Raw genomic sequence first — 25,426 nt, 5'->3', positions numbered from 1 at the left:
TTTATTTATTGTGCTCACCTAATACACAGTGAAGTATTAAAAGTTAAGTTCTGCATCTTTTAATAAAGGATGGCGTGTATCTTTATCAGATAATACTGGGTTCGATACAGGCCAATCGATATTTAGAGATGGATCATTCCAAGCAATACCGCGGTCATGCTCCGGTGAATAATATTCATCTACTTTGTAGATAACTTGTGTATTCGCCGCTAATGTACAGAATCCATGTGCAAACCCTTGCGGAACTAACAATTGGCGTTTGTTCGCATCGCTTAAAATAAATCCTTGCCATTGACCGAATGTCGGTGAATCTTTACGAATATCCAAAATGACATCGTAAATTGAACCGGAGATGACACGAATCAATTTAGTCTGTGCTTTGGGATTCAATTGGTAATGCATTCCTCTTAATACATCAGGTTCAATAGAAAGAGAATGATTATCTTGAATGAAGTTTTGTTTTATTCCATTTTCATGCATTAATTTTTCATTATAACTCTCCATAAAAAATCCACGATAATCACCATGCACGATAGGCTCAATAAGCTTAGCGCCTTCTAATTTTAAAGATGTTACTTTCATGATGATCCTCCTTACAGTTTGAGCTTACCGAATTCTTCACCAAATACGATTTCTTGTGCTAATTCATTTGCTTTTGCAAGTGATGCGTGTGTACCGGCATCTGTCCACCAACCTGTAAGGATATCAAAGGTTAGCTCACCACGTTCAATATACGCATTGTTCACATCTGTAATTTCTAATTCACCGCGATCAGATGGTTTTAATGTTTTAACAATATCGAATACATTGTTATCGAACATATAAATACCTGTTACAGCAAAATCACTTTTAGGTGCTTTTGGTTTTTCTTCAATCGAAATAATACGTTCGCCATCCATTTCAGCAACACCATAACGCTGTGGATCATGTACCTGTTGAAGTAGCAATTTAGCACCTTGTTTTTGCTCACGGAAATTTTGTACAAATGGAGCAATATCATCAGCAAATACATTATCGCCTAGAATAACAACCATTTGATCATCCGCTACAAAGTGTTCTGCTAGATCTAGAGCTTGTGCAATACCGCCAGCTTCATCCTGCACTTTGTATGTAAATGTAACACCCATATCACTACCGCTACCAAGTAAGTTAACTACATCGCCCATATGGTCTTTACCTGTAACGATTAAGATATCTGTAATATCAGCTTGTTTTAATTTGTATACGGAATGAAAAATCATTGGATATTTACCAACCGGTAAAAGATGTTTGTTTGTTACTTTCGTTAACGGGTAAAGGCGTGAACCAGTACCTCCTGCTAAAATAATACCTTTCATAATTAGCCTCCGCTCATTTACCTTTAATTATCAATTTAGTTAATAAAAAGGTTATTGGAATAGTTATCACTATAGTGATGATTGGAACAATTTTATTAGATAAGCCCATATATTCTATTAAAACATTAAGCAATATGAGACTAATTAAATATTGCACTACATATACTATAGGATATTTAATAAATGTACGAAAAGAGATTTTCTCTTTAAAAACAAATAAAGAATTCAAAGCGTATGAAATAAATATTCCAGAAATATATGAAATAGAATACGCTAAATTATACGACCAAATGTTTAACAAGAGCAAATACAGCACGTATGTGGCTAATGTATTAATTCCACCACTAAAAAGATACTTAAGAAACTCTTTGTTCGTAAACCTCATCCACAACGTAGGACGGTCGGTTTCTACTTTCATCTAAAATCCTCCAAATGTACTCACCAATAATTCCTAACATCACCATAATGATTCCTAAAAGAAAAGTGATTAACGTCACAATAGTCGTCCAGCCTCGAAGTTCAATATTACCGAATATGGCTCCAAATATAACAATAACTCCGTATATAAAGCTTAGTAAAGCTGTCAGCACTCCAATAGTAGACATAAATCGAATAGGAATATAGGAGAAGCCAACAAATGAATCTACAAAGAGTTTTATTTTTTTAGATAAAGTCCAACGTGATTTGCCTAATTTTCGTTCTTGACGGACATACGGAAACGATTCACGGTCATGACCTAACCAGTAAATAAGACTCATTACATTTGTATTTTTCTCATCAATATGGATAACTTCTTGAGCAACTTGTTTATCGATTAAAAGAAAATCAAATCCGCCTTTAGGATAATCTTTAAGCGCAAATTTCTCTAATAGATAGTAATACGTATTTGAAAATAACTTTTGAGAAAAAGATTCTTCTCGATCAGATCGAGTAGCCATGATAACCTTCTTCCCTGTTCTCCAAGCACCGATCATATCTTCAAATAACTCTGGTGGATCTTGAAGATCCGCAGCAATAATACCAATACAATCACCGGTAGCATAACTAAGTCCTGCTTGAATAGCTGACATCGAACCAAAATTACGACTTAATTTTACAACCTTAATACGTGAATCTAATTGTTGCGCTTCTACAAGTAACTCTAAAGACCTATCTTGAGAACCATCATCAACAAACACAAATTCTAAATCACAATCAGGTAAAACAGATTGTAGATTTTGTAGTCTGGGCACAGTATGTGGAATGTTTAATTCATTAAAATAAATAGGTACCACAATCGAAAACTTAGTGCGGTTGATATCCATTAATGACCTCCACTACTTTTTTCACATGTTCTTCAGGCATCACTGGACTAATAGGAAGACTCACAATGCGCTCATGAATTTCTTCAGAAATGGGATAACTATGTTCTTTCCATTCAATATAGGCTTCCTGCTTATGCGGAGGAATAGGATAATGAATAATTGTCTGAATTTCATGATCTGTCATATATTGCATAAAATGTTCGCGATCATTCACTTGAATAACAAAAACATGCCATACATGAGATTCTGGTTCTTCTTTAGTAGAAGGTAATATAATATGTTGATTATCAATAGAATTCAAATAATAATCAGCAATTTTTCTCCGATAATTATTATCTTCATCTAGATATTTTAGTTTTTCTTTTAAAATAGGAGCTTGCAATTCATCTAAACGACTATTATAGCCTTTAAACAAATTTTGATATTTTTTGTGAGAACCATAATTTCTTAATGCATGTAACTTATTATAGAGTTCTTCATCATTGGTTGTAATTGCACCTGCATCACCAAGCGCTCCTAAATTTTTACCTGGATAAAAACTAAAAGCAGCTGCATCACCTAAATTACCTGCTCTTTTCCCATCATAAATAGCTCCATGAGATTGAGCACAATCTTCAATTACTTTAAGATTGTATTTTTTAGCAAGTGCATTTATTGGATTCATATCACAAGCTTGTCCATATAAATGAACAACCATAATAGCCTTCGTATTATCTGTAATCTTTTCTTCTATTTTGGCAGGATCTATATTATACGTTGCTCTTTCCGGTTCTACCAATATAGGTGTAGCTCCATTAGCTGAAATAGCAAGTATTGAAGCAATATAAGTATTGGAGGGAACAATAACTTCATCTCCTGCGCCAATATCATATGCTCGTATAATAAGTTCTAATGCATCCAACCCGTTAGCTACTCCAAGACAATAATCAGTACCACAATATGTTGCAAATTCTTTTTCAAACAATTTCACCTGTTCACCAAGTATATACCAACCAGAATGTAATACTTGACTTACGCCTTCTTGAATTGCCTTTTCATGGCGCATATTAATTTTTTTCAAATCCAAAAATGGAATCATCTTTACACCTGTTTCTTTTATAAAATATTGTTTTCTACAATTGTACCATCTTCCAAATTATAACTTTTGTGACAGTTTGTACAATTTAATTCTTTATTAAGAGATTCACCACAATTACAGATATAAGATTTAAATTGTGCAGGATTTCCAAACCATAGCGTATTGTTAGGTATATCTTTAGTTACAACTGATCCAGCACCAATCATAGCATATTTGCCAATCGTATGCCCTGCAATAATCGTAGAATTAGCTCCTATAGAAGCCCATTCTTCAATTTTAGTTTTGAGAAAAGCTGATGGATATTGTTTTGATCTTGGCTTTAGATCATTAGTGAACGTAACATTAGGACCTAAAAAAACATTATCAGCAATCGTAATACCATCCCAAATATATACACCCGATTTAACAGTTACATTATCGCCTAAAATAACATCGTTTTCGATAAAAGTATGATCGTTAATATTACAATTTTTACCTATCACTGCACCAGATAAAATGTGTGTAAAAGCCCATATTCTTGTATCTTCTCCAATATTATCAGTATCTACGATCGCATGTGAATGAACAAAGTAGTTTTTCATACACTATATACCTCTAAAAATTTATCGTAATTACGAATATAATCTTCTGCTTGATAAAGTTCTGATGCAAGTACTAGTAATACACAATCTGGCGAAAAATCATACATTTCGTGCCAATCGTTTGGTTCAAGAATCAATGCTTTGGTTGGAGAATCTAATTCTACTTCTTTTTTTCTTTTAGTATTATCTAAATGAACTTTGCACTTTCCAGCTACGCTTATTAATACTTGTCTTGTTTTATGATGCGCATGAAAACCTCTACGTATACCACTAGCAGTTCCATAGATGTAAAATACACGTTTAATATCAAATGGGATATTGTTCATAGACTCAATTACTGTTAAAGCGCCTCTCTCATCTCCCAGTTCTTTTATATTAAATATTGAGCTTTCATTTTGCAAAAATAAATTTTTGTCCATTATTTCCTCCAATCTACTATTGGCAGTCGCTAAGTAGATTTTCTAAAATTAATTTAGTGTTTATACATTTCTTCAAATAAATTTTATTATACCCTCTACAACTATAAATGTGTTTATGAAATTCAATAATATCAAATAATGTCTGAACAATTCATGAATTTGTTACAAGAGGAGAAATTTAATTATGAGTTGTATCGTCTTTTATAAAACTTATATCCAAATTTAATTATACAGAATAACAATCCCAAACAAGATATAGCTAAGCCTAGCCATAAGCCTGGAGGGGTATATTTTAATTCTATTTCATGATTACCTGCTTGCAACTCAACTCCCATAAATCCTAAATTCACATTTATTAATTCAGCTTCTTTACCGTCTATTTTTATCTTCCATCCTTTATCATATGGTATTGATAAAAAAAGTAATTTAGTGTGATCTACAATAATATTTCCACTCAAGTAATTATTAGATACTTTTTCTAATGTCATTGATTCTTTTTTGAGGTCATTAATATATTTACTATATTTAGAATCCATCGTTTTGTATTGCAGTTTAAAGTCTTGTACAGTGTATATTCCTGGAATATTAGCAATATCTAATCGAAGGCTAGATATATCTGAAATATAACCTAAGTTAACTTCGTATTCATTTGTTCCTTCTTGTATACTTATTTTTTGAGAATCTGCTTCATTAAAAGAATTATCTCCACTCCAAAATATTTGTCCTTCCGATTTATCATTTGATGAAGCCTTAAAATGTAGTGTGAAAAATCCCGAATATTTTTTTTCCAATTTTATAACTAGATTGGGATCGCTATTTGTCGCTGTAATTTTCAAAAATGAAGGAAATTTATTCTCACTCACACTTAGATTACTACTCTGTTTCAAGCCTCCTTTTACACTTATGCTTTCTTCATTCATTTGATTTAAAGACATTGGTTCTAATTTTATATTTTTCTCTGTTGATTCATCAATCACAGCACCTTGTAACATGGCCACATCTTTTTGCTCATTATTAAACTGAAGAAATTGCTCTTTTGGTATAAATTTATCGTAAGTGATCCCTAACGGTAACCAATATTTATTTTCGTAAACGTTTATATTGTTCACATTAGTTTTAAATACATATCCATATGGAATAGACTTATCATCTTTGGCAAGCAAATATTTTTGACTCATCAAAGTTTCTAAATAGATTCGATTATCTAATCCACTTATCAATAAATTTCCCATTCCCATACTAATATTCATATATTCTAAGAATGTAATATAAGAAGGTGAATTTAAAGAATTATAACTATCAAAACCATTATATTTTTGTATAAGTGCATCATTTAAGTGAACAGAGTCATAATTTTTATTGATCCTGTAAAAAGAAGAATCATTTTTTTTAATGTTTTCTATTGCTGATGTTGTATCATCAAAATAACCTTGTTTATTTTGTATATAATCAGCATCTACAGTAGGTCTATCATTTATAGATGGCGAATTATTTAAAAACAATTCAAAACATAACACAATGAGGATTCCTGACTTGAAATAAAATGAATTATCTATTCGTGTCATAAATCCAAGCAATAAAGTATATATAATTAAAAAAACTAAACTTAATACTATAAAATGATTAGGTATACCTTCCATCGACCAATTCAATGTTCGTATTGATAAATTATATGCTAAAATGCCTAATACGATAAAAGTACCACTAGTTAATAATAATAATTTCAGATTTAATACTTTATTTTTTATTATTTGATCAAGGGCAAAAACAGAAAAAAGAATATTGAAAAATACGATTACAAATGTCCATCTATAATATAACTTACTAAAAGCATTTAACATTATAGAAAAGAAAGGAAAAATCGCAAAAATAATAAGAACCACATATAAAATTATAACTGGAATTGTATATTTTTTAGAATAAGTTACAAAAAATTGAGGAATCAATAATAAACACAAAATACTAGAATAGAAAATAGGTGCATCATAATAAAAAATCACACCTAAAAAATCACTTCCTATACCTACTGTGTTGTTAGAAAACAGTCTAAAATAAGAAGTTACATAATAATTAATTGAATCAAAAAATGTCGGCGAGACACTTCCATTAATTCTAGGACTAGACAACACGTAAACAACTGTAGGAATTAATATAAAGCCAGCAATCATAATTCCTATAATGTAATTTCCAACTGCTCTAAAAACTAGCGATATATAACCTTTCCAATTTCTATCCACGAATGTTAAATATCTTAAACTTGCATAAATAAATAAAAAGATTGTCATTATAAATAAAAAATAATATGAATAAATAGCTATTAAAAACACTGCAAATATAAATAGTTTTTGCTGTTTATTGATGATGAGTCTCTCAAATGAGAGAATTAACAAGGGAAAATAAATCATTACATTTGCAAATTGATAATGTTGGCCCCATAAGACCATGTATCCATTAAGACCAAATAATATAGTTCCTATCAAAACAGAGAAAAAACTGATATTAAATCTCAAAATTAATTTATAAAATATAAACGAAGAAATCATTATTTTAAGTACTGCTATGTATCCAAATGCATAAGCAATATCTTCATTAGGCACAAATATAAGTAAATAATTTAGAACATCGCCAATAAATATATTAGAGGTATACATATCCATTCCCATTCCCATATTAAAAGACCAAAAAGGAAGTTCACCTGATTTTAATGTATACATTAAATGACTCAGCATTGGCCAATAACTATTTATAGTGTCCGCTCCAGAATCAACGTACACATAAAGTTTATTTAAACTCAAAAAATTCCAGTACATAAATAGGCATAGAACTCCTAAAACAGCAAAGATTTTTGTTGTTTCAGAACGAGACAATGTAGTTCCTAACTTTTTCAAGTTGTGATCCTCCCTTATATTTTTAAAATTCCTAACGAATCTATTATTTTCAGTCCTTTACTTTTAAGAGCTCAAATGTAAAAACAGACTCTGTATAGAAAAAACACAGAGCCTTATTTGAGTTTACTATCAAATTAATAGATGAGACTTTCCAAGTATTCATCAAGAAGATAATTCTATTTAGTGCAGAACTCTACTTATTCTGACTTTATCAACTCAACTTTTTCTATAGTGATTTTTGAACTAGCAGGAGGATCTATTCTAAACCCTTTAAGAACTGTATCCACTAAAGGAAGTTCAGCATAGATTTGATTTTTCCCTTTTTTGACTGAAATAAAGGAACTCATCTGCTCAGAGTATTGTCCGTTATCTGCCGGGAAAAAGATTTGAATATCATCTTCAACATCAGATGTTATTTCGAATAAAACATAATTAAAATCACTTTTTTTAATCTCTTTTTTCAAAGTAAATGAGAACGCTGGATCTCCATCTGAAGATTTTAATACAAGTGAAGAACCATTTTCTTTTAAATATATACTTGAAGAATAATCAACTTGTCCTTCTTTCAACTTAATTGTTGATGCTACAATCTTTTTCTTATTTTTAAGATCATTTTCTTTATGCAAAGTTACATTATACTTTTGAGCATCTTCGGAAAGATTAACCATAATTAATCCGTCTTTTAAAGCAACTGATCCTTTTAACGGCCAAACTGGCATGTTAGTAGAATTTCGTATTGCTAGTTCTCTTTGTTGTTGAGTAGGTATTACGTATTTATATCCCAAAGAATGCATAAAGTTAATCATTCTATTATAATTTATATTATCCCATTCAAAAAATGAATAACCGATCACTTCTTGCTTAATAATATTGACTCGATCGACTTGTTTATAATTACCTAAGAATACAACAGGCTCTTGCGAAGTTTCATCTTTTCTCAACTCTTGTATTCTAAAATTAACTTGTTGTGCCATTGCTACGTCTTCCTGATATCTATTGTAGTCACCATAAAACAGTCTAGATATAGCCCAAGATTGACTAAATCCTACATACAGAATAAAAATAACCAATCCTGCTCTATAAACTGTTTTTTTATTTTTTAACATTTCATATACGTATAACCAAGTACAGGCTACAAATATAGATATTGCTAAATTTACTCTTATTAAGAGAGGTGTGCCCAACAGAATAGGCATTGCAAAAGGACTAATAGCTAACAATATAATTAATATTGCAATAGAGGAAAACGGTCTTTTTTTATTTTTTTGTTTAATTGCTTTATACATATTAAGTATTAGTGCAATTAACAAAACAAACATTGTTGGAATAATAACCCAACTTCCGTATATCATTTTTCCAGATAATACTCTTCCAAAATAATTTAGCAAATCTTTAATAATGATAGCTGGACTATAATATCCCCAGTGATAAAAACTTGTAATATAGGCAGAAGGAGGAAGAAATAATAGAAATATGTATTCTATTATTTTGTAAACAATAACGCTCAGTGCAAAAACAACAGCATATTTCACCATTACTTTAAACAACTCAGATAATGAGAAACGTTCATCTTCGGTGTCTCTTGAAATTACATGAAGTAAAGTCACCATTACTATAGAACTTATAAGAACACCAATAAAAGATTGATATATAGAGATTGCGAAAATATTTAATACTATTGCTCCAACTGCATAATAAATGCTTTTTTGGAAAAGTACCCATCTTGTTAAAAATAGGCCTGATAAAGCTATTGCTATCCAACCGAATCCAAGCTCAAAGCTCATCATAGAGAATCCAATATTTTCAGCATAAGCAGGAAAAGTTAAAAAAACAAGTGTAAAAATTAAAGCTCCTGTATCCCACTTTTGCTTTACATTTCGCACAATATTAAAATTGTATGCCCATATTAATGCAGTCACTAAAAGAAAAACTAAAGCCAAAAATGTATTAGTTAATGAATTTCCATGTATAGTATTAAATATATACTTGATTAAAGATATTCCATATCTTCCTTGCTCAGACCAAACACTAATAGCATAGTCATCTTCTGAAAACATTGCATTTTCTTCATCTATTGATAAAGTAAATTGAGTAAGAGGAAATCCATATGCGAAAAAAATAAACAAAGAAAGTATTAAAATTAATAATTTAGATTCTTTTAAATACTGTAAAAAGTTAGATGCTTCTACTTTTATGTCATTAAAAAAATTCAATTACGCTTCTCTCCTTATAAGACCATTTTGATTTTTTTACTAATGACGAGGTCTAAACTTTCTTTTTAACTTCAGTAGCATATAGATCGTATTTTTACCAATATTCAAAATCCAACTATTTTGCAATCTCATTCGATCTAATACTTTCCATCCTACAGAATTACGCATTGCTTGCAATTCTTCTTGCAAAGTATAAATTTGATTATTATATTGTTCCGAAGAAATTGAAGTATCCATAGGCATATAATAACTAAGTGATTTTAAAACTTCTTTACCTTCTAATTTTTTAGTATAAGCAGTGAGCTTTAAGTTCAATGCATATTTACTATATAATTCTATATAATCAATAATCATTTCATTTTTAGTACGGAATTTATAATTTTTAATATTATTTTTAACTTCTTGTATTTTAGATTTATCCATATCTATAACTTCATCCAATTTACTAATGATATCTTGAATTTCAGCTGAATCAGCAATCCATCCTCCTTGAACTTCTAATACTCTTTCCTTCAATGCTCCCATAGGAGTAACTAAAACAGGAATATCATGTAACCATGCTTCTGAAAGTGTATAAGAAAATGTTTCTGGCCAAGGAGACAATAAACATACTAAATCAAGGTTCGCATTTTCTAATATACCGCTTAGTTCATCTCTTTTATACTCGCCATGTTTAAATACATTTTTATTATTTAATAGACTTAGATTTTGATCACCAAGCCCTCCAATTAAGTACCAATTAATATTACTTTTAGGGTACTTAGTAATCAATTCATATATTAAATTGCTACCTTTATTAGGTGCTAATCCACCTAAAAATCCGATGTTTAAATTTTTAGTTTCATTTGTTTTAGTCTTAACATCAATAATTTCAGAGCCTCTGCTATTTTTTTTGATTGTAACTCCATGTGGGATAGCCTGAACTTTTCCTTGTAATGAAGGATAATGCAATTCAAACAATTCTTTTGTAAAATGACAAGGTGTAACAAAACAGTCTACCTTTTCTATTAATTCATTAACTTTCTCATGCCATTTATCAATAAAAGAAGTATGAAATCCATATTTTTTTCTTAAAGAAGCATTAATTTTTTCGTTAGCCTCTTCTTCTGTATTTCCTTTTTTATACAAGTATTCATTATTATCATCAAGCAGATTAATTCCAGGTGTAAATAAATAATAATCGTGAAGAGTAAATATAACTGGAATATTATTTTTAGCTGCTACATGAGGAATATCAAAAGAATGTCTAATCAAATGATGGATGTGTACTAATGTAATATTAAATGTACTCATAATTTGTTCGACAATTTCGCTATATTCCTGGTGGTGGAAATGTTGGATTGAAATCGGGTCCCGGAATGGAAAATGATATTTAGCTATAAATTCTCCATCCAAATACTGTTTGACAACAATCTCATAACCATTTGTTACAAGAACAAATGCATAATAATCTTTTAATTCGGTTATTATATCTTTAACATGATATTCAGTTCCACCAATAGGCTGATTATAATTCTCATCAAAAAAATTATGCAAGACATACAAAATATTCCCTTTAGTTTTGTAGTCGTAAGTGTAATGAGGCATACGCAATCTTACATTAGCATGTATTGGCTGCAAAGGGTTTGCTACAATAAAATCATGAATCGTTTTATCATAATAAGGATATCTTTCATTTAATGTTTTCAAGTTTTTATTTAAAAGCGCTAATTTATTTCCTTGAAAAGACATAGACCCTTTATGGTATATAAAAGTATGGTCATCAAGTACGTTGCGATATCCATGTTCTACAACTCTACAACAAAAATCATTTTCTTCTGCATATCCTTTTCCGAAAGTCTCCTGATCAAACAAACCCACTTCTTTTATAACAAAATTTTTAATATACATACAAAATCCTACCGCAGTAGGAATCTCTGGATACAGTTTTAAAGATATTCTTTCTATAAAGTTTGCAAAAGAATTTATTGTGTATCCCTCAGGAATGGAGTTATCTTCTAAAAAGTTAGGTACAGAACAAATACTCCCATTATTTGTTAACGGAGTAACTGTAGCTATAGATTGATCAGAGTAAGCTACGTCCATCATTTTTTCTAACCATCTCTCAGTAACCACTGTATCACTGTTTAGAAGTACAACATCATTTTCCGAATACTTCATACCAATATTAACAGTACCTACAAATCCAAGATTTTCAGGATTTTGTAAGATGATTATATTATTGTCTTTTATCGTATTTAAATACTCATTGATTTTAGGATCTGGACTTTTATCATTAATAATGATTATTCTATTTTTTTCCAAATTGGTATATTCCAGTAAAGAAGTAACACAGTCTTGCAATTCATCTGGTGCATTGTATACAGGAATAATTATATCGCACATTTTTTCTTGTACCATTAGGTATTTAATGCTCCTTATTTTTTATTTAAATTTATTAGAAATTTTACGCAGAAGCTCTGTATATTTCCAAGATTTAGAATTTAATAAATCACTCAATACTTTTTCTTTTTCTTCATATTTAATTTCTAGCGTACTCAATTGATTTTGTAAATTTTGAATAACATTTTTATTCTCCACAACTTGATTTTCTAAGTTTTGAATGCTAGTTTGCAATGTACCAATCTCTGTATCTTTACTTTGAATAATTTGAGATTTCTCATCTATTAATGTATCGATTCGATTTACCATTAAATTAAAAATATCTTCTTTGTTTTTATTAAGACTCATTTCTATTTCAAGCATTGCTTGCTCTTCAAATTTTAAATTAGATGTATCTAAAATGAAATTAGGATCTTGTGTTAGGCTGATAAATTCTGATTTTTTTTCAAAATTCACTTGATATAGTTGATTGATTTTTTTTATACCACTAAATTGATTTTCACTGTTAGATTCAAGCAAAACTTTTTGATCACTAACATTATATATTTTAATATAATTTATATTTACAATAGATTGTGTACTACATGGATCAATTCGAATGTTGCCTTTAGATGATTTTGGTATTAAAAATTGGCACTTTCTAACTTCATTATCATATTTAATCGGTTGTAATAAAGAGTCTTCTTCAGCATACTCTCCATTTTTTTCAAAATATAACTGACACTGATCTAAATCAAGATGATTATCACCGTTTTCTTGCTCAGGATTTATAGTTGGAAAATTTGTAGCTTCTTCAATTCTTTTAGAAATGGTTACATACTGATATATATCTCCATCTTTTCTTTCTTCCAAAAAATTAGCTACTGGTATTGGGAAATTGGAGTAGGATTGATGAAATTCTGTGCTGTCTGGTTTACGCATAGTTGATAACCATTCTACTGGTTGCAAGCCACAATGCTCTAGAATTTCAAATACACTTTTTCTTGTAAAAAAATGAACATGTGTATCATCAAGAAGACCTGTTGGTTGATAGTCGAATTTCCCTTCTAATAGTTCCATAATAATAGCATTATGAGAAATATTAGGAACAGAAGTCATCACTGTTCCATTTTTCGCCAAAAAATTTACAGCTTTTTTTAAAACAGTTGCTGGATCTCTTAAATGTTCTAACACATCTGCAAAAAGGATATAATCATATTTCTCATTTAGTTGAACAGTCCACTTATCTATTTGTTCAAGGTCTGCTACTATCATTTTTTTTGAAAAGACTTGAGCTTTTTGTGCTGCTTCACGGTCAATTTCAACACAAGTAATTTCACAATTAAGCTTTTCTTTTAAGTATTTTGTCATATATCCAGAAGCTGACCCAAATTCTAATACTTTAGAACCTTCTGTTATACGCTGGAGCATAAGAGCATGCGAAGTATTTACATTAATGTCTAATTGTAAATCATATTTCATTTCCCAACGACCTCACTTCCCATGTATGTTTTAAATAGGAAATCCCTTCAGCAATATATTGATCCGAGTGAATAGAAAATGAAGAACCTTTAGTCTTATAATCGTATCTTGCCAAGCCTGATTTTTCAAAAAAACCTGTATCAATATGATAAGTTCCTGGCAACAAATTTATTTTTTCATACTTACATACCAATTGGTGTTTGCCTACATTAGAGTTTATAGATATCTGATCGAGTTTTGTATTCAGACCACATATATAGGTTTCCCTTTGATCTATAATTGCGATACCTCCAATAAGGTGATCAATTTTTTTATGAACTGTATAATCAATCTCAATCGTAAGATCTTCTCCAAAATAAATGTCTTTACTGGAAATACCCTTACTATTTTTAACGGTAATATTGTCAATTGTTAAGGTATTATTCTTCACTTTTTGTTCTTCTTGAGGGGTGTCTTCAATGATTTTAGATTTCATAAAGTCTTCGTATTCATTCGTGATTGCTAGTACATCACCTTGACGATATACTTCACCATCTTTTAGCCAAACCACTTCATCGCAAAAGTTTTTTACTGAATACGTATCATGGCTAACAAATAAAATAGTTTTACCACTTTCTTTAAATTTCCTCATTTTATCCATACACTTCAATTGAAATTGCATATCTCCAACTGCCAATGCTTCATCTACGATAAGAATATCAGGGTCTACATTAACTGCACATGCGAATGCTAACCTTACATACATACCTGAAGAATATAATTTTACAGGTTGATCAATAAAGTCTCCTATTTCAGCAAAATCTTCTATGGTCTGCATCCGTTCATTCATTTCTTTTCTAGTGAGACCCATAATACTACCGTTCAAATATACATTTTCTCTACCAGTGAACTCCGGGTTAAAACCACTACCTAATTCTAAAAGTGCAGCTATTCGGCCTTTTATATTTAAAATTCCAGAAGAAGGTTTTAATGTACCTGTTATGATTTGTAAAAGTGTGCTTTTGCCAGAACCGTTTTTACCGATGATACCTACTGTTTTTCCATTTTTCACTTCAAAAGATACATTTTTCAAAGCTGAGAATTCTTTATGATAAGGACGATTTTTAAAAATAAATTGTTTTAATCTATCTTGAGGACTGTTATACATTTTATAAACTTTTGAAATATTTTGTACTGAAATTGAACTATTATTATAATACATCAGCGAATCCACCTCTTGTCTTTTTAAACCAATAGTATCCTAAGATCGAAGTAATTATTCCGATGAGAGTGCCTATTATTATCCAAGAAAAGTCAGGAGCATTTCCCCAAATAATAATGTCTCGCATATCTTCTACCGTATGACTTAAAGGATTAAGGTCATAAAGACCCTTTAATTGTTCAGGCACAGAATCTACAGAATAAAAGATAGGACTTAAAAACATTAATGCACTTGTCATCACGCCAATAATATGATTAATATCTCGTATATATACACCTAGTGATGATAAAAACCAGCTTGCTCCTAACGTAATAAGCACAATTGGTAATAGAACTATTGGTAAATAGATTATTGTATAATGTATACCTTGACCAAAGAAAATCAAACCCACAAGCAATATCGCAAAACTAATCGCTGCATGTACCATTGCAGTTAATATTGCAGAGACAGAAAGCAACTCTAATGGAAAAACAATTTTTTTTACATAATTACTATTTCCAATAATTAAAGAAGGAGATCGGTTAATAACTTCTGAAAAAAAGTTAAAAACTGTTATACCTGAAAATATAATCATAGCAAACTCTAAATGATTATCAGATTGTGCACTCCAACGACCTTTAAATACGACACTGAACACAAATGTATATACAACCAGCATCAATACAGGAATAATAAAAGACCACATAATACCTAAAAAAGATCCTTTATATCTTGACGCAATATCCCTTTTCACTAATTGTTTTAATAAATAATAATATTGAGATTTCATTTAAACTAACACTCCTGTCTTAATAATGAGTATACCCTATATTTTCTTTGGTAGAAGCATCAAACTGAATATGATAAAATAATAAAAGCAAAAAAAAAAGGAGTTTAAAACATTGGCTAATCCAGTATACGGCAAACATTTTAAAGCGTCCACCGAGGACGAAAAACGTGGAAGTATGTTTTGGGTCCTTAATATCTGTATGATTTTATTTTTATTATGGGCCCCGTTTCAAATTGCATTATTTAATGGTCTAGGTATTAGTTTTGAAAAGCCTCTCTTTTGGGCAGTCATGTTAGTATGTATCCTAATGATCTTAGGACTCATTCAGTTCAACAAAAAAGTACAATTGGATGATCAGCGTGATATGGTTGCATTATTAATCATTTTACTCCCTATCTCGTATATGATCTCTATGTTTTCGGCTGCCTCTTGGCATTATGCCGTAAATATGGTGTTAATTCAATGGATGTACGCATTTATTTTTGTTATTGGTATCTATCTGTTACGTGATCGTGTCTCCAATAAGATTATTCAGATTACGTTAATGGGTTCTGCTTATCTGATTGTATTCTTCGGATATATCAGTTGGTTCGGCCAGGGTTATCTAGGTGGACACTTAGTATCGTGGTTCTCCAATGGAGTCGGTAATGGTGTCTACATTGATGCAGTGATGCAAGATTCCAATGGTTGGCGTTTAACTTCTGTATTCCAGTATGCGAATACATATGCAGCTTTCTTAATGGCTATTATGTTTGCAGGTCTGTTTAATGCCAGTCGTCTTAGAACATGGTATGACCAATTGATTCACGGATTTATGCTAGTTCCTGTTATTCTAGCTCTGATCCTTACACTTTCTCGTGGTGGTTTGGTTGTTTTACCATTTGTATTATTGATTCTGCTTCTTTTACTTCGTCCTGCTCAACAGATTTTGTGGTTTATTAATCTGGTAATCGCGGGTATTGCAACAGCTGTTATTTTGAATCCAGTCACTGATATTGGACTACAAGTGATTGCGAAGTATGACGGTGCTGTTGCGGCAAAAGGTTGGGCTTATCTATTAATCGCTTCTTTAATTGCAGGCGTATTGATTATGCTTGTTGGACGTTATATTGCACCTAAGCTTGAACATGGTGTAGAAGGATGGACAGCACGTCGTGGTGCCAGCCTTTGGATTCCTATCGGTTCTGCTTTACTCGGTATACTTATGCTTGTGTTATTGATTGCTACTAATCTACGTAATCTGTTGCCTGCTAATATTCGTGTACGTTTTGAAAATATTAACTTCCAGCAAAGTAGTGTATTGGAACGTTTTACTTTTTATCGTGATGCGATGAAATTATTACGAGATTATCCACTGTTTGGTGCAGGTGGTGGTGCTTGGGGTGCTTCTTATGAAGCTTACCAGAATAACCCGTATGTCAGCCGTCAGGCGCATAACTTCTTTATTCAGTATTTAGTTGAAGTTGGCGTGATTGGTTTTATTATCTTTATTCTGTTTGTTGGCTTTATTTTCTACAAATATATTCGTGGTTATTACAAAGCTAATCGCGAAGGTAAAGAATCTCACTTTATTTACTTTATTATCGTAGTATCGATCTTGATGCATAGTTTGCTCGATTTTAACTTAAGTTATGCTTATATGAGTATTCTAGTCTTTCTAGGTCTAGGTGGTATGGCTTCTGCAATGGATGTAACGCCATTGAAACGTTTGAAAGCTCCGGCTGGAACAATAAGAGGTATCTATGTATCTTTAATCGGGGTTGTTGCGATTATTGTTGCCTTTACTTCTCTTCGTTTCTCGGTCGCTTCTCAAGATGTTGTGGATGCTCAGAAAGCTTCTCAAGTCGCAAGCCCAAGTTATGAAGGTATTCGTGCTCCGCTTGATAAAGCACTCGCTATACGTAGTACGTTCCCTGATGCTGTTGTATTTATGGGTTCCTTATTGACTCAAGTATTGCAACAGACTAAAGATGAACAATATTACAATGAAGATATTGCACTTCTTACTAAAACACAAGAAAAAGAACCATTTAATAAAAATATTGTGAAACAATTAGTAACTGCTTACCAGTTAGGTGGTAAGTCGGATGTAGCCTTTGATCTACTTGTAAACAGTATTCCGAAATACAAATGGGATATTGAATGGTATGAAGGTGTAATCACTCAAGCTTATGCACTGGGTAATCAAGCTTATGAGAAAAAAGATACAGCATCTGAAGAGAAATATTTCAACGCTGGTCTAAATGCTTATAAAGAAGTACAAAACGGTGTAGAATATCTCAAAACATTGCCTACTGGTCAGTTACAAGGTCGTGCTTTTGCTGTCACACCTACAATTGCTCTGAATATTGGTAAAATTCAATTGATGCAAGGTAATACGGCTGATGCAGCAGCAACATTCAAATTAGGATTGGCTGATGATCTGAATGATCAGACAAATCGCGAAGTTGCTCGTTATTATCTAGCTGCTTTGAAAAAGGACAAACAAAATGATCAAGCCATCTATGATAAGTTAATTAAAATAGATGCGAAAGAAAAAGAGCAAATCGATGCAATTGCAAAAATGAATTATAGCAGTAAATAATATTTACTCTGATCTACAACAAAAAAGGCTTTCTCTTTAATTAGAGAGAGCCTTTTTTTGTTCTTCTTGTAATAAGACTGCACGTAAATAGTTCAATGTTTCTTCCCGCAACTCGGGATGCTTCAAAGCATAATGAATCGTTGTTTGCACGAATCCACTTTTCTCGCCCACATCATGACGTAGACCTTCGAATTGGTAAGCAAAGATATCTTGCTTTTCGCCTAATTTTGAAATCGCATCGGTTAATTGAATTTCGCCACCTGCTCCTGCATCTTGATTCCCTAAAATATCAAAAATTTCAGGAGTCAAAATGTAACGACCCATGATCGCTAAGTTCGAAGGTGCTTCTTCCCGTGGTGGTTTTTCTACTAGACCGTTCGTTTTGTATAAACGATCTGATTCTGTTGTCGGTTCAGCATCGACCAATCCATAGCGAGATACATGTTCCCACGATACTTCTTTGACACCGACTACAGAAGATTCATGTTTTTCATAGACATCCATCATCTGCTTCAGACAAGGGACATCAGATTCTACAATATCATCACCTAGCAAAACAGCAAATGGCTCATCTCCGATAAATTTACGAGCACACCAGATCGCATGTCCTAGTCCTTTCGGTTCTTTCTGACGAATATAGTGAATATCTGCCAATTCCGAAGGCTTGCGTACGGCATCAAGTAAATCCCATTTCTCTTTTTCAGCGAGATTGTGTTCCAGTTCAAATGAGGAATCAAAATGGTCTTCGATTGCGCGTTTGCCTTTACCTGTAACGATAATAATATCTTCAATCCCGGAAGCTACAGCTTCTTCAATAATATATTGAATCGTTGGTTTATCTACAATCGGTAACATTTCTTTGGGCATCGCTTTGGTTGCAGGCAAGAAACGTGTTCCTAGTCCTGCTGCTGGAATAATCGCTTTGCGGATTTTCAATTTCATTCTCCTCTATATCTAATAATAGATATAATATACTTCATTCTTTATAGGTAAACCAACTTATAAAATAAAGAGACTTTCTCTAATAACGAGAAAGCCTCTTTTATTTTATTTATTTTCTTCTTTTGCCATAACTTCGCGTATATATTCTAATGTTGATTCACGCAATTCAGGATGTTGTAATGCATAGTGAATCGTTGTTTGCACGAATCCACTTTTCTCACCTACATCATGACGTAGACCTTCGAATTGGTAAGCAAAGATATCTTGCTTTTCACCTAATTTGGAAATCGCATCGGTTAACTGGATTTCGCCACCTGCTCCTGCATCTTGATTCCCTAAAATATCGAAAATTTCAGGAGTCAAAATGTAACGACCCATGATCGCCAAGTTAGAAGGTGCTTCTTCCCGTGGTGGTTTCTCTACTAGACCATTTGTTTTATACAAACGATCTGATTCTGTTGTCGGTTCAGCATCCACAAGTCCGTAACGAGATACGTGTTCCCACGGTACTTCTTTAACACCGACTACAGAAGACTCGTGCTTCTCGTAGACATCCATCATCTGCTTCAGACAAGGGACATCAGATTCTACAATATCATCGCCGAGAAGCACTGCAAATGGCTCATCTCCGATAAATTTACGAGCACACCAGATCGCATGTCCTAGCCCTTTCGGTTCTTTCTGACGAATATAATGAATATCTGCCATTTCCGAAGATTCACGTACAGCATCTAGCAGTTTCCATTTTTCTTTTTCTTCCAAATTCTGTTCCAATTCAAACGAGTAATCGAAATGATCTTCGATTGCGCGTTTGCCTTTACCGGTAACGATAATAATATCTTCAATACCGGAAGCTACAGCTTCTTCGATAATATATTGAATCGTTGGTTTATCTACAATCGGTAACATTTCTTTAGGCATTGCTTTGGTTGCAGGTAAGAAACGTGTTCCTAGTCCTGCTGCTGGAATAATCGCTTTACGAATTTTCATGATTCAAACTCCTTTTTCTATGCTTGATTGCATCTATAGATTATCTATTATTATACTTCTTGTTTGTTTTGTGTCACTAATCGTTTAAGCAATAAACGCATATCTTTTACCGATTTGAGACGGTAATTGGCATGAGTATTGCCTGTTCCAATTTTGACAGAATACGAGTCTTTAGGAAGCGCAGAGAACAAATCTTCATCTGTTGTATCATCGCCTACACCCAAAATAAAGTCATATTCTTGATCACGTAATAACAAATGAGCTCCATGCCCTTTGTTAATACGGTTATCTTTCACTTCTAGCACTTTATTACCTTCTAGCACACCGATACTCATCGAATTCGTAATCGACAACAACGCTTCTTTCAGTTCATCACGTTTGAGTCCGATCATATCAGGTTCGCACTGTCTGTAATGCCATGCTAAAGAGTATTCTTTTTCTTCTATCAACGATCCTGGAGTACGATCAGTATATTTTTCTAAAATATGACGAATTGTATCTTTCCAATCGTTATCTACATTGACGGTCATCATCCACTCTTCGTCTGCTCCTGGCTTACGGAACCATAGACCATGAGAAGCGATAATATGAAGATCCAGATCGCCTAACCATTTTTCCATTACAAAACGATCTCGTCCTGTAATAATAACGACTGTATTACGAGGATCTGCGCATAGATCAGCAAGCAATTTCTTCAACTCTTCATCAGGCTTCGCTTGTTCTGGTGTAGGCTTAAATCCTACCAGTGTACCGTCATAATCTAAGAATAATAGACGTTTTTCCGAATCGCTATACACTTTTTCCATATCTGAGTATCCAGATTTAAGATTAAGAAGCGGACGCGTAGGTGTCTGCTCTTCTGTTGTATTTTTTAGAGCTACCAGGAATTCGTCTGCCCAGAATTTCACATTGTAACGGGAAAGACGAACATGTAGCATTTTGTTACGTTCGATTTTTTCATGATCCGGCATATCAAGTGCTGTTTTGATACCTGCTGCGATTTCACCATAATCGTTCGGATTCACAATTACACCTTCGCCTAATTCACTCGCTGCTCCCGCTGTTTCACTAAGTACAATCATACCTTTGTAATCGGTACGAGAAGCGATATATTCTTTGGCTACCAGATTCATACCATCCCGTAGTGGAGTCACTAACAATACATCACTATTGCGGTAGAAAGCGATAAGATCGTCTTGCGTAAATGTACGGAAAAAGAACCAGACTGGCATCCAGCTAAGTGTACCGTATTTACCATTTACTTCACTAACCAACTCTTCAATTTCACGTTTTAGTGAGTCATATGCTTCTACACCGACGCGAGAAGGCGCTACGATAAGGTTTAAGCGTACTTTCTCATGGTATTCCGGGTATTGCGCCAGAAATTGTTTGAACGCTTTAATGCGGTCTGGAATCCCTTTCGTGTAATCTAAGCGATCGACCGAGATAATATTTTGTACACTTTTTGTGCTTTCGATAAATTCTTGTGCTTCTGAAGATAGATTCTGAGATTGATGCGGTGCTGCAAAGTAGTCGTAATCAATTCCCATTGGAAAAGCATCGACTTGAATCGTATGTGTTTCTCCATTGATTTTGTATAAATTATGTTCTTTACCTAAAATGCGACGTACACTACTCAAAAAGTGGCGTACATAATCATAAGTATGGAATCCGATCAGATTCGCTCCCAATAACCCTTGCAAAATCTCTTCACGCCAGATTAACAGGCGATAGATTTCGAATGAAGGGAATGGAATATGCAGAAAAAACCCAATCCGAGTATCGGGATATTTTTCTCTGATCATCTGTGGAAGCAACATTAACTGATAATCATGAATCCAGATCGTGTCATTTGGTTCGATCACAGGCTCTAAAGCATCAAAAAACTTCTGATTGACGTTTTTATAAGCATCCCATGTCTCTGTATTGTACTCTGCTTTGTCATTAAAATAATGGAATAAAGGCCATATTGTTTCGTTACAGAATCCATGATAATATTGCTCAATTTCTTGTTCAGACAAAAAGATAGGCAAACAATTATAGGATTCTTGCAACTCACTATTGATCGTTTGTGTTTCTTCTTCGTTAAGATCATCTTGTGCTACACCAGGCCATCCTGCCCAAAGACTATCTGATTGTTCATGGTAGCTTTTCAGACCGGTAGCTAGTCCACCTATACTTTTACTATATTCAATCTCTGTTTCACCTTTTTTTACAGTTACAGGTAAACGGTTGGATACAAAAATAATTTTACTCATTGAATCCCCTCTCCTAAACAATAGTCAAATTAGTATGTGATTGGTTGAACTTCATTATGTGTAAATTGCCATAAGATAAAACTAAATATTTGGATGGACTTCGCCGACAGCAAAGTCACTGCTTATCCAAATTACCCTTAATTTTCATCTACGACTCAAATAAGAAGTGTTATGACTTTTGTGAGAACCCTTACATCTGCTAGATATAAAGAAAAAAAGATAAGTTAAAAAGAATGGTATTATATCTACTTTATCCATCGACAATACTAAGATGAATGCAGATCAATGAGCGAAATCAATTCAAAAATAGATTTGAAAAGTAGGTTTGAAATCAAAGAAATATAGAAAGTAGAATCAAAAAAGAGAATGCTATGAAGCATTCTCTTTGAGTTTAATCTGATCTTATTTGATTTTACTTGTTACTTCACCAATTGTCCGCGAGTTACACCTAACTGGTTAGTTGCTTTCAACGTACGCCATACTTGAGTACCGTTGATCTCACCGCGTAACGCTTTGGTGTATAATTCGATGACTTCTGTTACTTGCTCTGGCGTTTCTTCCAAGAACTCAATACGGTAACTAGGCACTCCTAATTGCAAGAAGTCGCTCAAATATTCAGCACCTGATTGTTCGATCGCATTATAAACCGTATTCCGGCATCCTTCATCAACACGTACAGGATGAGACATACCGATACGGTCTTGTAGCGACACACGTTTTTCTTCACAAGGACGACCACAGTTGGTATAGTCTGTGCCTTCGCTAAGGAAAGTACAATATACGCAATGTTCGGTATGGAACATTGGCATATGCTGATGAATAACGACTTCTAATTGAGAAGTCTGTGTACGACTGAGCAAATCCACCATTTGTTGAATATTCAAATCATAAGAAGGCGTAATACGATCTACACCAGCTTCAAGGAATAAATCAACTGTTTTGTGATTCGCTACATTCAAAGAGAAATCACCGATCAGTTCTGGATGATTTTCTTCTGGATGTGTCTGACGACGACTCAAATAGTAATACAATGCGCCTGTGTTACGCACTAATACCGCATCCGGTTGTAGACGTAGAATATTCGCATGATACCCATTTTCACCCGGCATATGAATACGTGGTGTCGCTAAAGCGATTTTTTTACCGGCTGCACGTACAGCAGCAACAGCAGCAGGAAATTGCTTAATAAATTCAAAGTCAGCATAGATCATTTCAATCCCTGCTTGTAGTGCAGCTTCTACTTGCTCTACGCTACGGCATAGTGCTGTCAATGTCGCTGCTGTGCCTTGAACAGGCGCAGATGCAGCTACAGAATCGCCATAGACTTCGATATCACGTTGAATATATACAGGTGGCTTCGGACGCTCTCCAGCCAGTTGTTCTACTGCTTGACGACGAATATTATTTAATTCACGCATTGGGATAATAATATCACCATGCAATTGCACTTCTAATTGATCCAGTTGGAACACCGTTCCTCCCAGACGACCAAATTGTTCTTCCAATAATTCAGAAGTCATTGGACGTTTAGCAGCGATTTCTAGTTCCATTTCAGAGTCGACACGTACAGTGACTCCTTTTTGTACATCAGTCCACCATGTTACTAAAGGCTGTCCTACATGACCGACAGCTTTGACATGAACAGGGAATACACGATAAGGCTTCTCAGTGTCAAAACTTTGTCTCATCCGTTTATCGAGTGCAGGATCATTGGTTTTCCAGACTTTATCACCAACATGTACACGATGCAGATTCACATTATTACGACCTGGAATAATATCCACCATCCATGTTTCGTCTGCTTCGCCTTCAATCTTCACGCCTTTACGACGTAGATCATAGACACGTCCGCCTTGCTCTTTTTGCGTAGGATCTCCAGCATCGAATACGATACCATCGCCACGTTTAAGCGGAGCTTCTAAGCGGCAGACTACCCCATCACGTAATACTTGCTCGACACGTCCCATATACACCCCACGGCTTTTCGGGAATGTACCGTCTACTAATTTCTTATTGTTTGTTCCATCTAAGAAACCATGTGTAAATCCACGAGAAAAGCTTTGTTCCAATTCACGAATATCTTCGCGTGTAATTGAATCACGATCTCCTTCAAAATAACGATCGATCGCTTTACGATATTTGCTTACAACGTTGGCTACATATTCAGGTGTTTTGAGACGACCTTCAATTTTGAAAGAAGTCACACCTGCTTCGATTAATTCAGGCATAATATCGATCGCCGCCAAGTCTTTAGGAGAAAGCAAATACGTTACATCTCCCATAATCTTCTGCGTTCCATCGACCATTAGATCATATGGCAAACGACAAGCTTGCGCACATTCTCCGCGGTTTGCAGAACGTCCACCCCACATTTCAGAAGTTAGACACTGACCGGAATAGGATACACATAACGCTCCATGAACAAATACTTCCATCGGTAGGCGTGCTTGCTCACCGATCTTTTTGATTTGTTTGAGGTTATTTTCACGTCCAAGTACAACACGTTCGATATCAAATGGCTTGGTAAATTCAACTGCTTCTGGCGATGTGATCGTCATCTGCGTCGAACCATGAATCGGGAAGTCTGGTGAAATCTCACGAATCATTTTAACTAATCCCAAATCCTGTACGATAACTGCATCGACACCTGCAACAACACAAGCATCGATCAATTCGCGAGCATCGGACAATTCATTTTCAAATACCAGTATATTAAAGGTTAAAAACCCTTTGACTCCATAACTATGCAAAAACGACATAATCTCAGGCAGTTCATCCATACGGAAATTGTTTGCACGAGCCCGCGCATTGAACTTCTCCACGCCAAAAAAGACTGCGTCTGCCCCATTGGCTACCGCCGCCCGCATGCAGTCCCAGTCACCCGCAGGTGCTAAAAGCTCCACGTCTTCTCTTCGTAACCCTGTATCACTCATGTAAAGTTTATATCCTCCTAGATTGCCGTAACAGTGGCAACACTTTTTAATATTGATCATGCTATCCTGTATATCAACAGATACGA

General features: G+C 33.6%; 18 protein-coding genes. 1 reads left to right on the top strand and 17 read right to left on the bottom strand.

The window, feature by feature from the left end; all coding sequences use genetic code 11:
• Positions 1–36: 36 nt before the first annotated feature.
• The 13 genes from rfbC to ACFSGI_RS22160 form a co-directional block, all read right to left on the bottom strand.
• Positions 37–582 carry a dTDP-4-dehydrorhamnose 3,5-epimerase gene (rfbC, locus tag ACFSGI_RS22220; protein ID WP_204827229.1) on the bottom strand — a complete coding sequence of 182 codons (546 nt, stop codon included), beginning with the start codon at positions 580–582 and terminating at the stop codon, positions 37–39.
• An 11-nt stretch (positions 583–593) separates the two neighbouring features.
• Positions 594–1,337, bottom strand: coding sequence for a sugar phosphate nucleotidyltransferase (locus ACFSGI_RS22215; protein WP_204827228.1), 744 nt, complete (start codon positions 1,335–1,337; stop codon positions 594–596).
• A gap of 13 nt (positions 1,338–1,350) precedes the next feature.
• Entirely contained in the window at positions 1,351–1,722 is a 372-nt protein-coding gene (locus tag ACFSGI_RS22210; RefSeq protein ID WP_204827242.1) for a GtrA family protein, read from the bottom strand.
• Positions 1,694–2,641, bottom strand: a complete 948-nt coding sequence (locus tag ACFSGI_RS22205; RefSeq protein WP_204827227.1) for a glycosyltransferase family 2 protein — start codon at positions 2,639–2,641, stop codon at positions 1,694–1,696. The genes ACFSGI_RS22210 and ACFSGI_RS22205 overlap by 29 nt, the downstream gene beginning before the upstream one ends.
• Positions 2,622–3,719, bottom strand: a complete 1,098-nt coding sequence (locus ACFSGI_RS22200) for a DegT/DnrJ/EryC1/StrS family aminotransferase (RefSeq protein WP_204827226.1) — start codon at positions 3,717–3,719, stop codon at positions 2,622–2,624. The genes ACFSGI_RS22205 and ACFSGI_RS22200 overlap by 20 nt, the downstream gene beginning before the upstream one ends.
• A 17-nt stretch (positions 3,720–3,736) precedes the next feature.
• On the bottom strand, positions 3,737–4,300 hold the full coding sequence (locus tag ACFSGI_RS22195; RefSeq protein WP_204827225.1) for an acyltransferase: 564 nt from the start codon (positions 4,298–4,300) through the stop codon (positions 3,737–3,739).
• A complete protein-coding gene (locus ACFSGI_RS22190; RefSeq protein WP_204827224.1) occupies positions 4,297–4,719 on the bottom strand; it encodes a sugar 3,4-ketoisomerase in 423 nt (140 codons plus the stop codon). Before ACFSGI_RS22190 ends, ACFSGI_RS22195 begins: the two co-directional genes overlap by 4 nt.
• Before the next feature lie 182 nt (positions 4,720–4,901).
• Positions 4,902–7,607: a YfhO family protein gene (locus tag ACFSGI_RS22185; RefSeq protein WP_204827223.1), complete on the bottom strand. Its 2,706-nt coding sequence runs from the start codon at positions 7,605–7,607 to the stop codon at positions 4,902–4,904.
• Positions 7,608–7,804: 197 nt separating this feature from the next.
• Complete coding sequence (locus tag ACFSGI_RS22180) at positions 7,805–9,820, bottom strand: glucosyltransferase domain-containing protein (protein ID WP_204827222.1); 2,016 nt, start codon at positions 9,818–9,820, stop codon at positions 7,805–7,807.
• Positions 9,821–9,859: 39 nt separating this feature from the next.
• Complete coding sequence (locus tag ACFSGI_RS22175) at positions 9,860–12,220, bottom strand: glycosyltransferase (protein ID WP_204827221.1); 2,361 nt, start codon at positions 12,218–12,220, stop codon at positions 9,860–9,862.
• Between the two features lie 24 nt (positions 12,221–12,244).
• Positions 12,245–13,663, bottom strand: a complete 1,419-nt coding sequence (locus tag ACFSGI_RS22170) for a class I SAM-dependent methyltransferase (protein ID WP_204827220.1) — start codon at positions 13,661–13,663, stop codon at positions 12,245–12,247.
• Complete coding sequence (locus tag ACFSGI_RS22165) at positions 13,653–14,864, bottom strand: ABC transporter ATP-binding protein (RefSeq protein ID WP_204827219.1); 1,212 nt, start codon at positions 14,862–14,864, stop codon at positions 13,653–13,655. Before ACFSGI_RS22165 ends, ACFSGI_RS22170 begins: the two co-directional genes overlap by 11 nt.
• Positions 14,854–15,633, bottom strand: a complete 780-nt coding sequence (locus ACFSGI_RS22160) for an ABC transporter permease (protein ID WP_204827218.1) — start codon at positions 15,631–15,633, stop codon at positions 14,854–14,856. The genes ACFSGI_RS22165 and ACFSGI_RS22160 overlap by 11 nt, the downstream gene beginning before the upstream one ends.
• A gap of 112 nt (positions 15,634–15,745) precedes the next feature.
• Between ACFSGI_RS22160 and ACFSGI_RS22155 the strand changes: the two genes are divergently transcribed.
• Positions 15,746–18,217 (top strand): O-antigen ligase family protein, encoded by a 2,472-nt coding sequence (locus tag ACFSGI_RS22155; protein WP_204827217.1) that lies wholly within the window; start codon positions 15,746–15,748, stop codon positions 18,215–18,217.
• 36 nt (positions 18,218–18,253) lie between these two features.
• On the opposite strand, the gene galU (ACFSGI_RS22150) is transcribed toward ACFSGI_RS22155, so the two are convergent.
• From galU (ACFSGI_RS22150) to ACFSGI_RS22135, 4 genes are all read right to left on the bottom strand, one after another.
• Positions 18,254–19,153 carry a UTP--glucose-1-phosphate uridylyltransferase GalU gene (gene galU, locus ACFSGI_RS22150; RefSeq protein ID WP_379284448.1) on the bottom strand — a complete coding sequence of 300 codons (900 nt, stop codon included), beginning with the start codon at positions 19,151–19,153 and terminating at the stop codon, positions 18,254–18,256.
• Positions 19,154–19,264: 111 nt separating this feature from the next.
• Positions 19,265–20,149 carry a UTP--glucose-1-phosphate uridylyltransferase GalU gene (gene galU, locus ACFSGI_RS22145; RefSeq protein WP_204827215.1) on the bottom strand — a complete coding sequence of 295 codons (885 nt, stop codon included), beginning with the start codon at positions 20,147–20,149 and terminating at the stop codon, positions 19,265–19,267.
• Between the two features lie 50 nt (positions 20,150–20,199).
• The gene (locus tag ACFSGI_RS22140; protein WP_204827214.1) at positions 20,200–22,407 is read right to left on the bottom strand and encodes a bifunctional alpha,alpha-trehalose-phosphate synthase (UDP-forming)/trehalose-phosphatase; all 2,208 of its coding nucleotides are present in this window, start codon (positions 22,405–22,407) and stop codon (positions 20,200–20,202) included.
• Positions 22,408–22,826: 419 nt separating this feature from the next.
• Entirely contained in the window at positions 22,827–25,340 is a 2,514-nt protein-coding gene (locus ACFSGI_RS22135) for a U32 family peptidase (RefSeq protein WP_204827213.1), read from the bottom strand.
• Between the last annotated feature and the right edge of the window lie 86 nt (positions 25,341–25,426).

It is taken from the genome of Paenibacillus nicotianae (genome assembly GCF_042681745.1).
Lineage (GTDB): Bacteria > Bacillota > Bacilli > Paenibacillales > Paenibacillaceae > Saccharibacillus > Saccharibacillus nicotianae.
The sequence above is the reverse complement of the archived record's forward strand: the minus strand, read 5'-3'. Positions and strand labels throughout refer to the sequence as shown.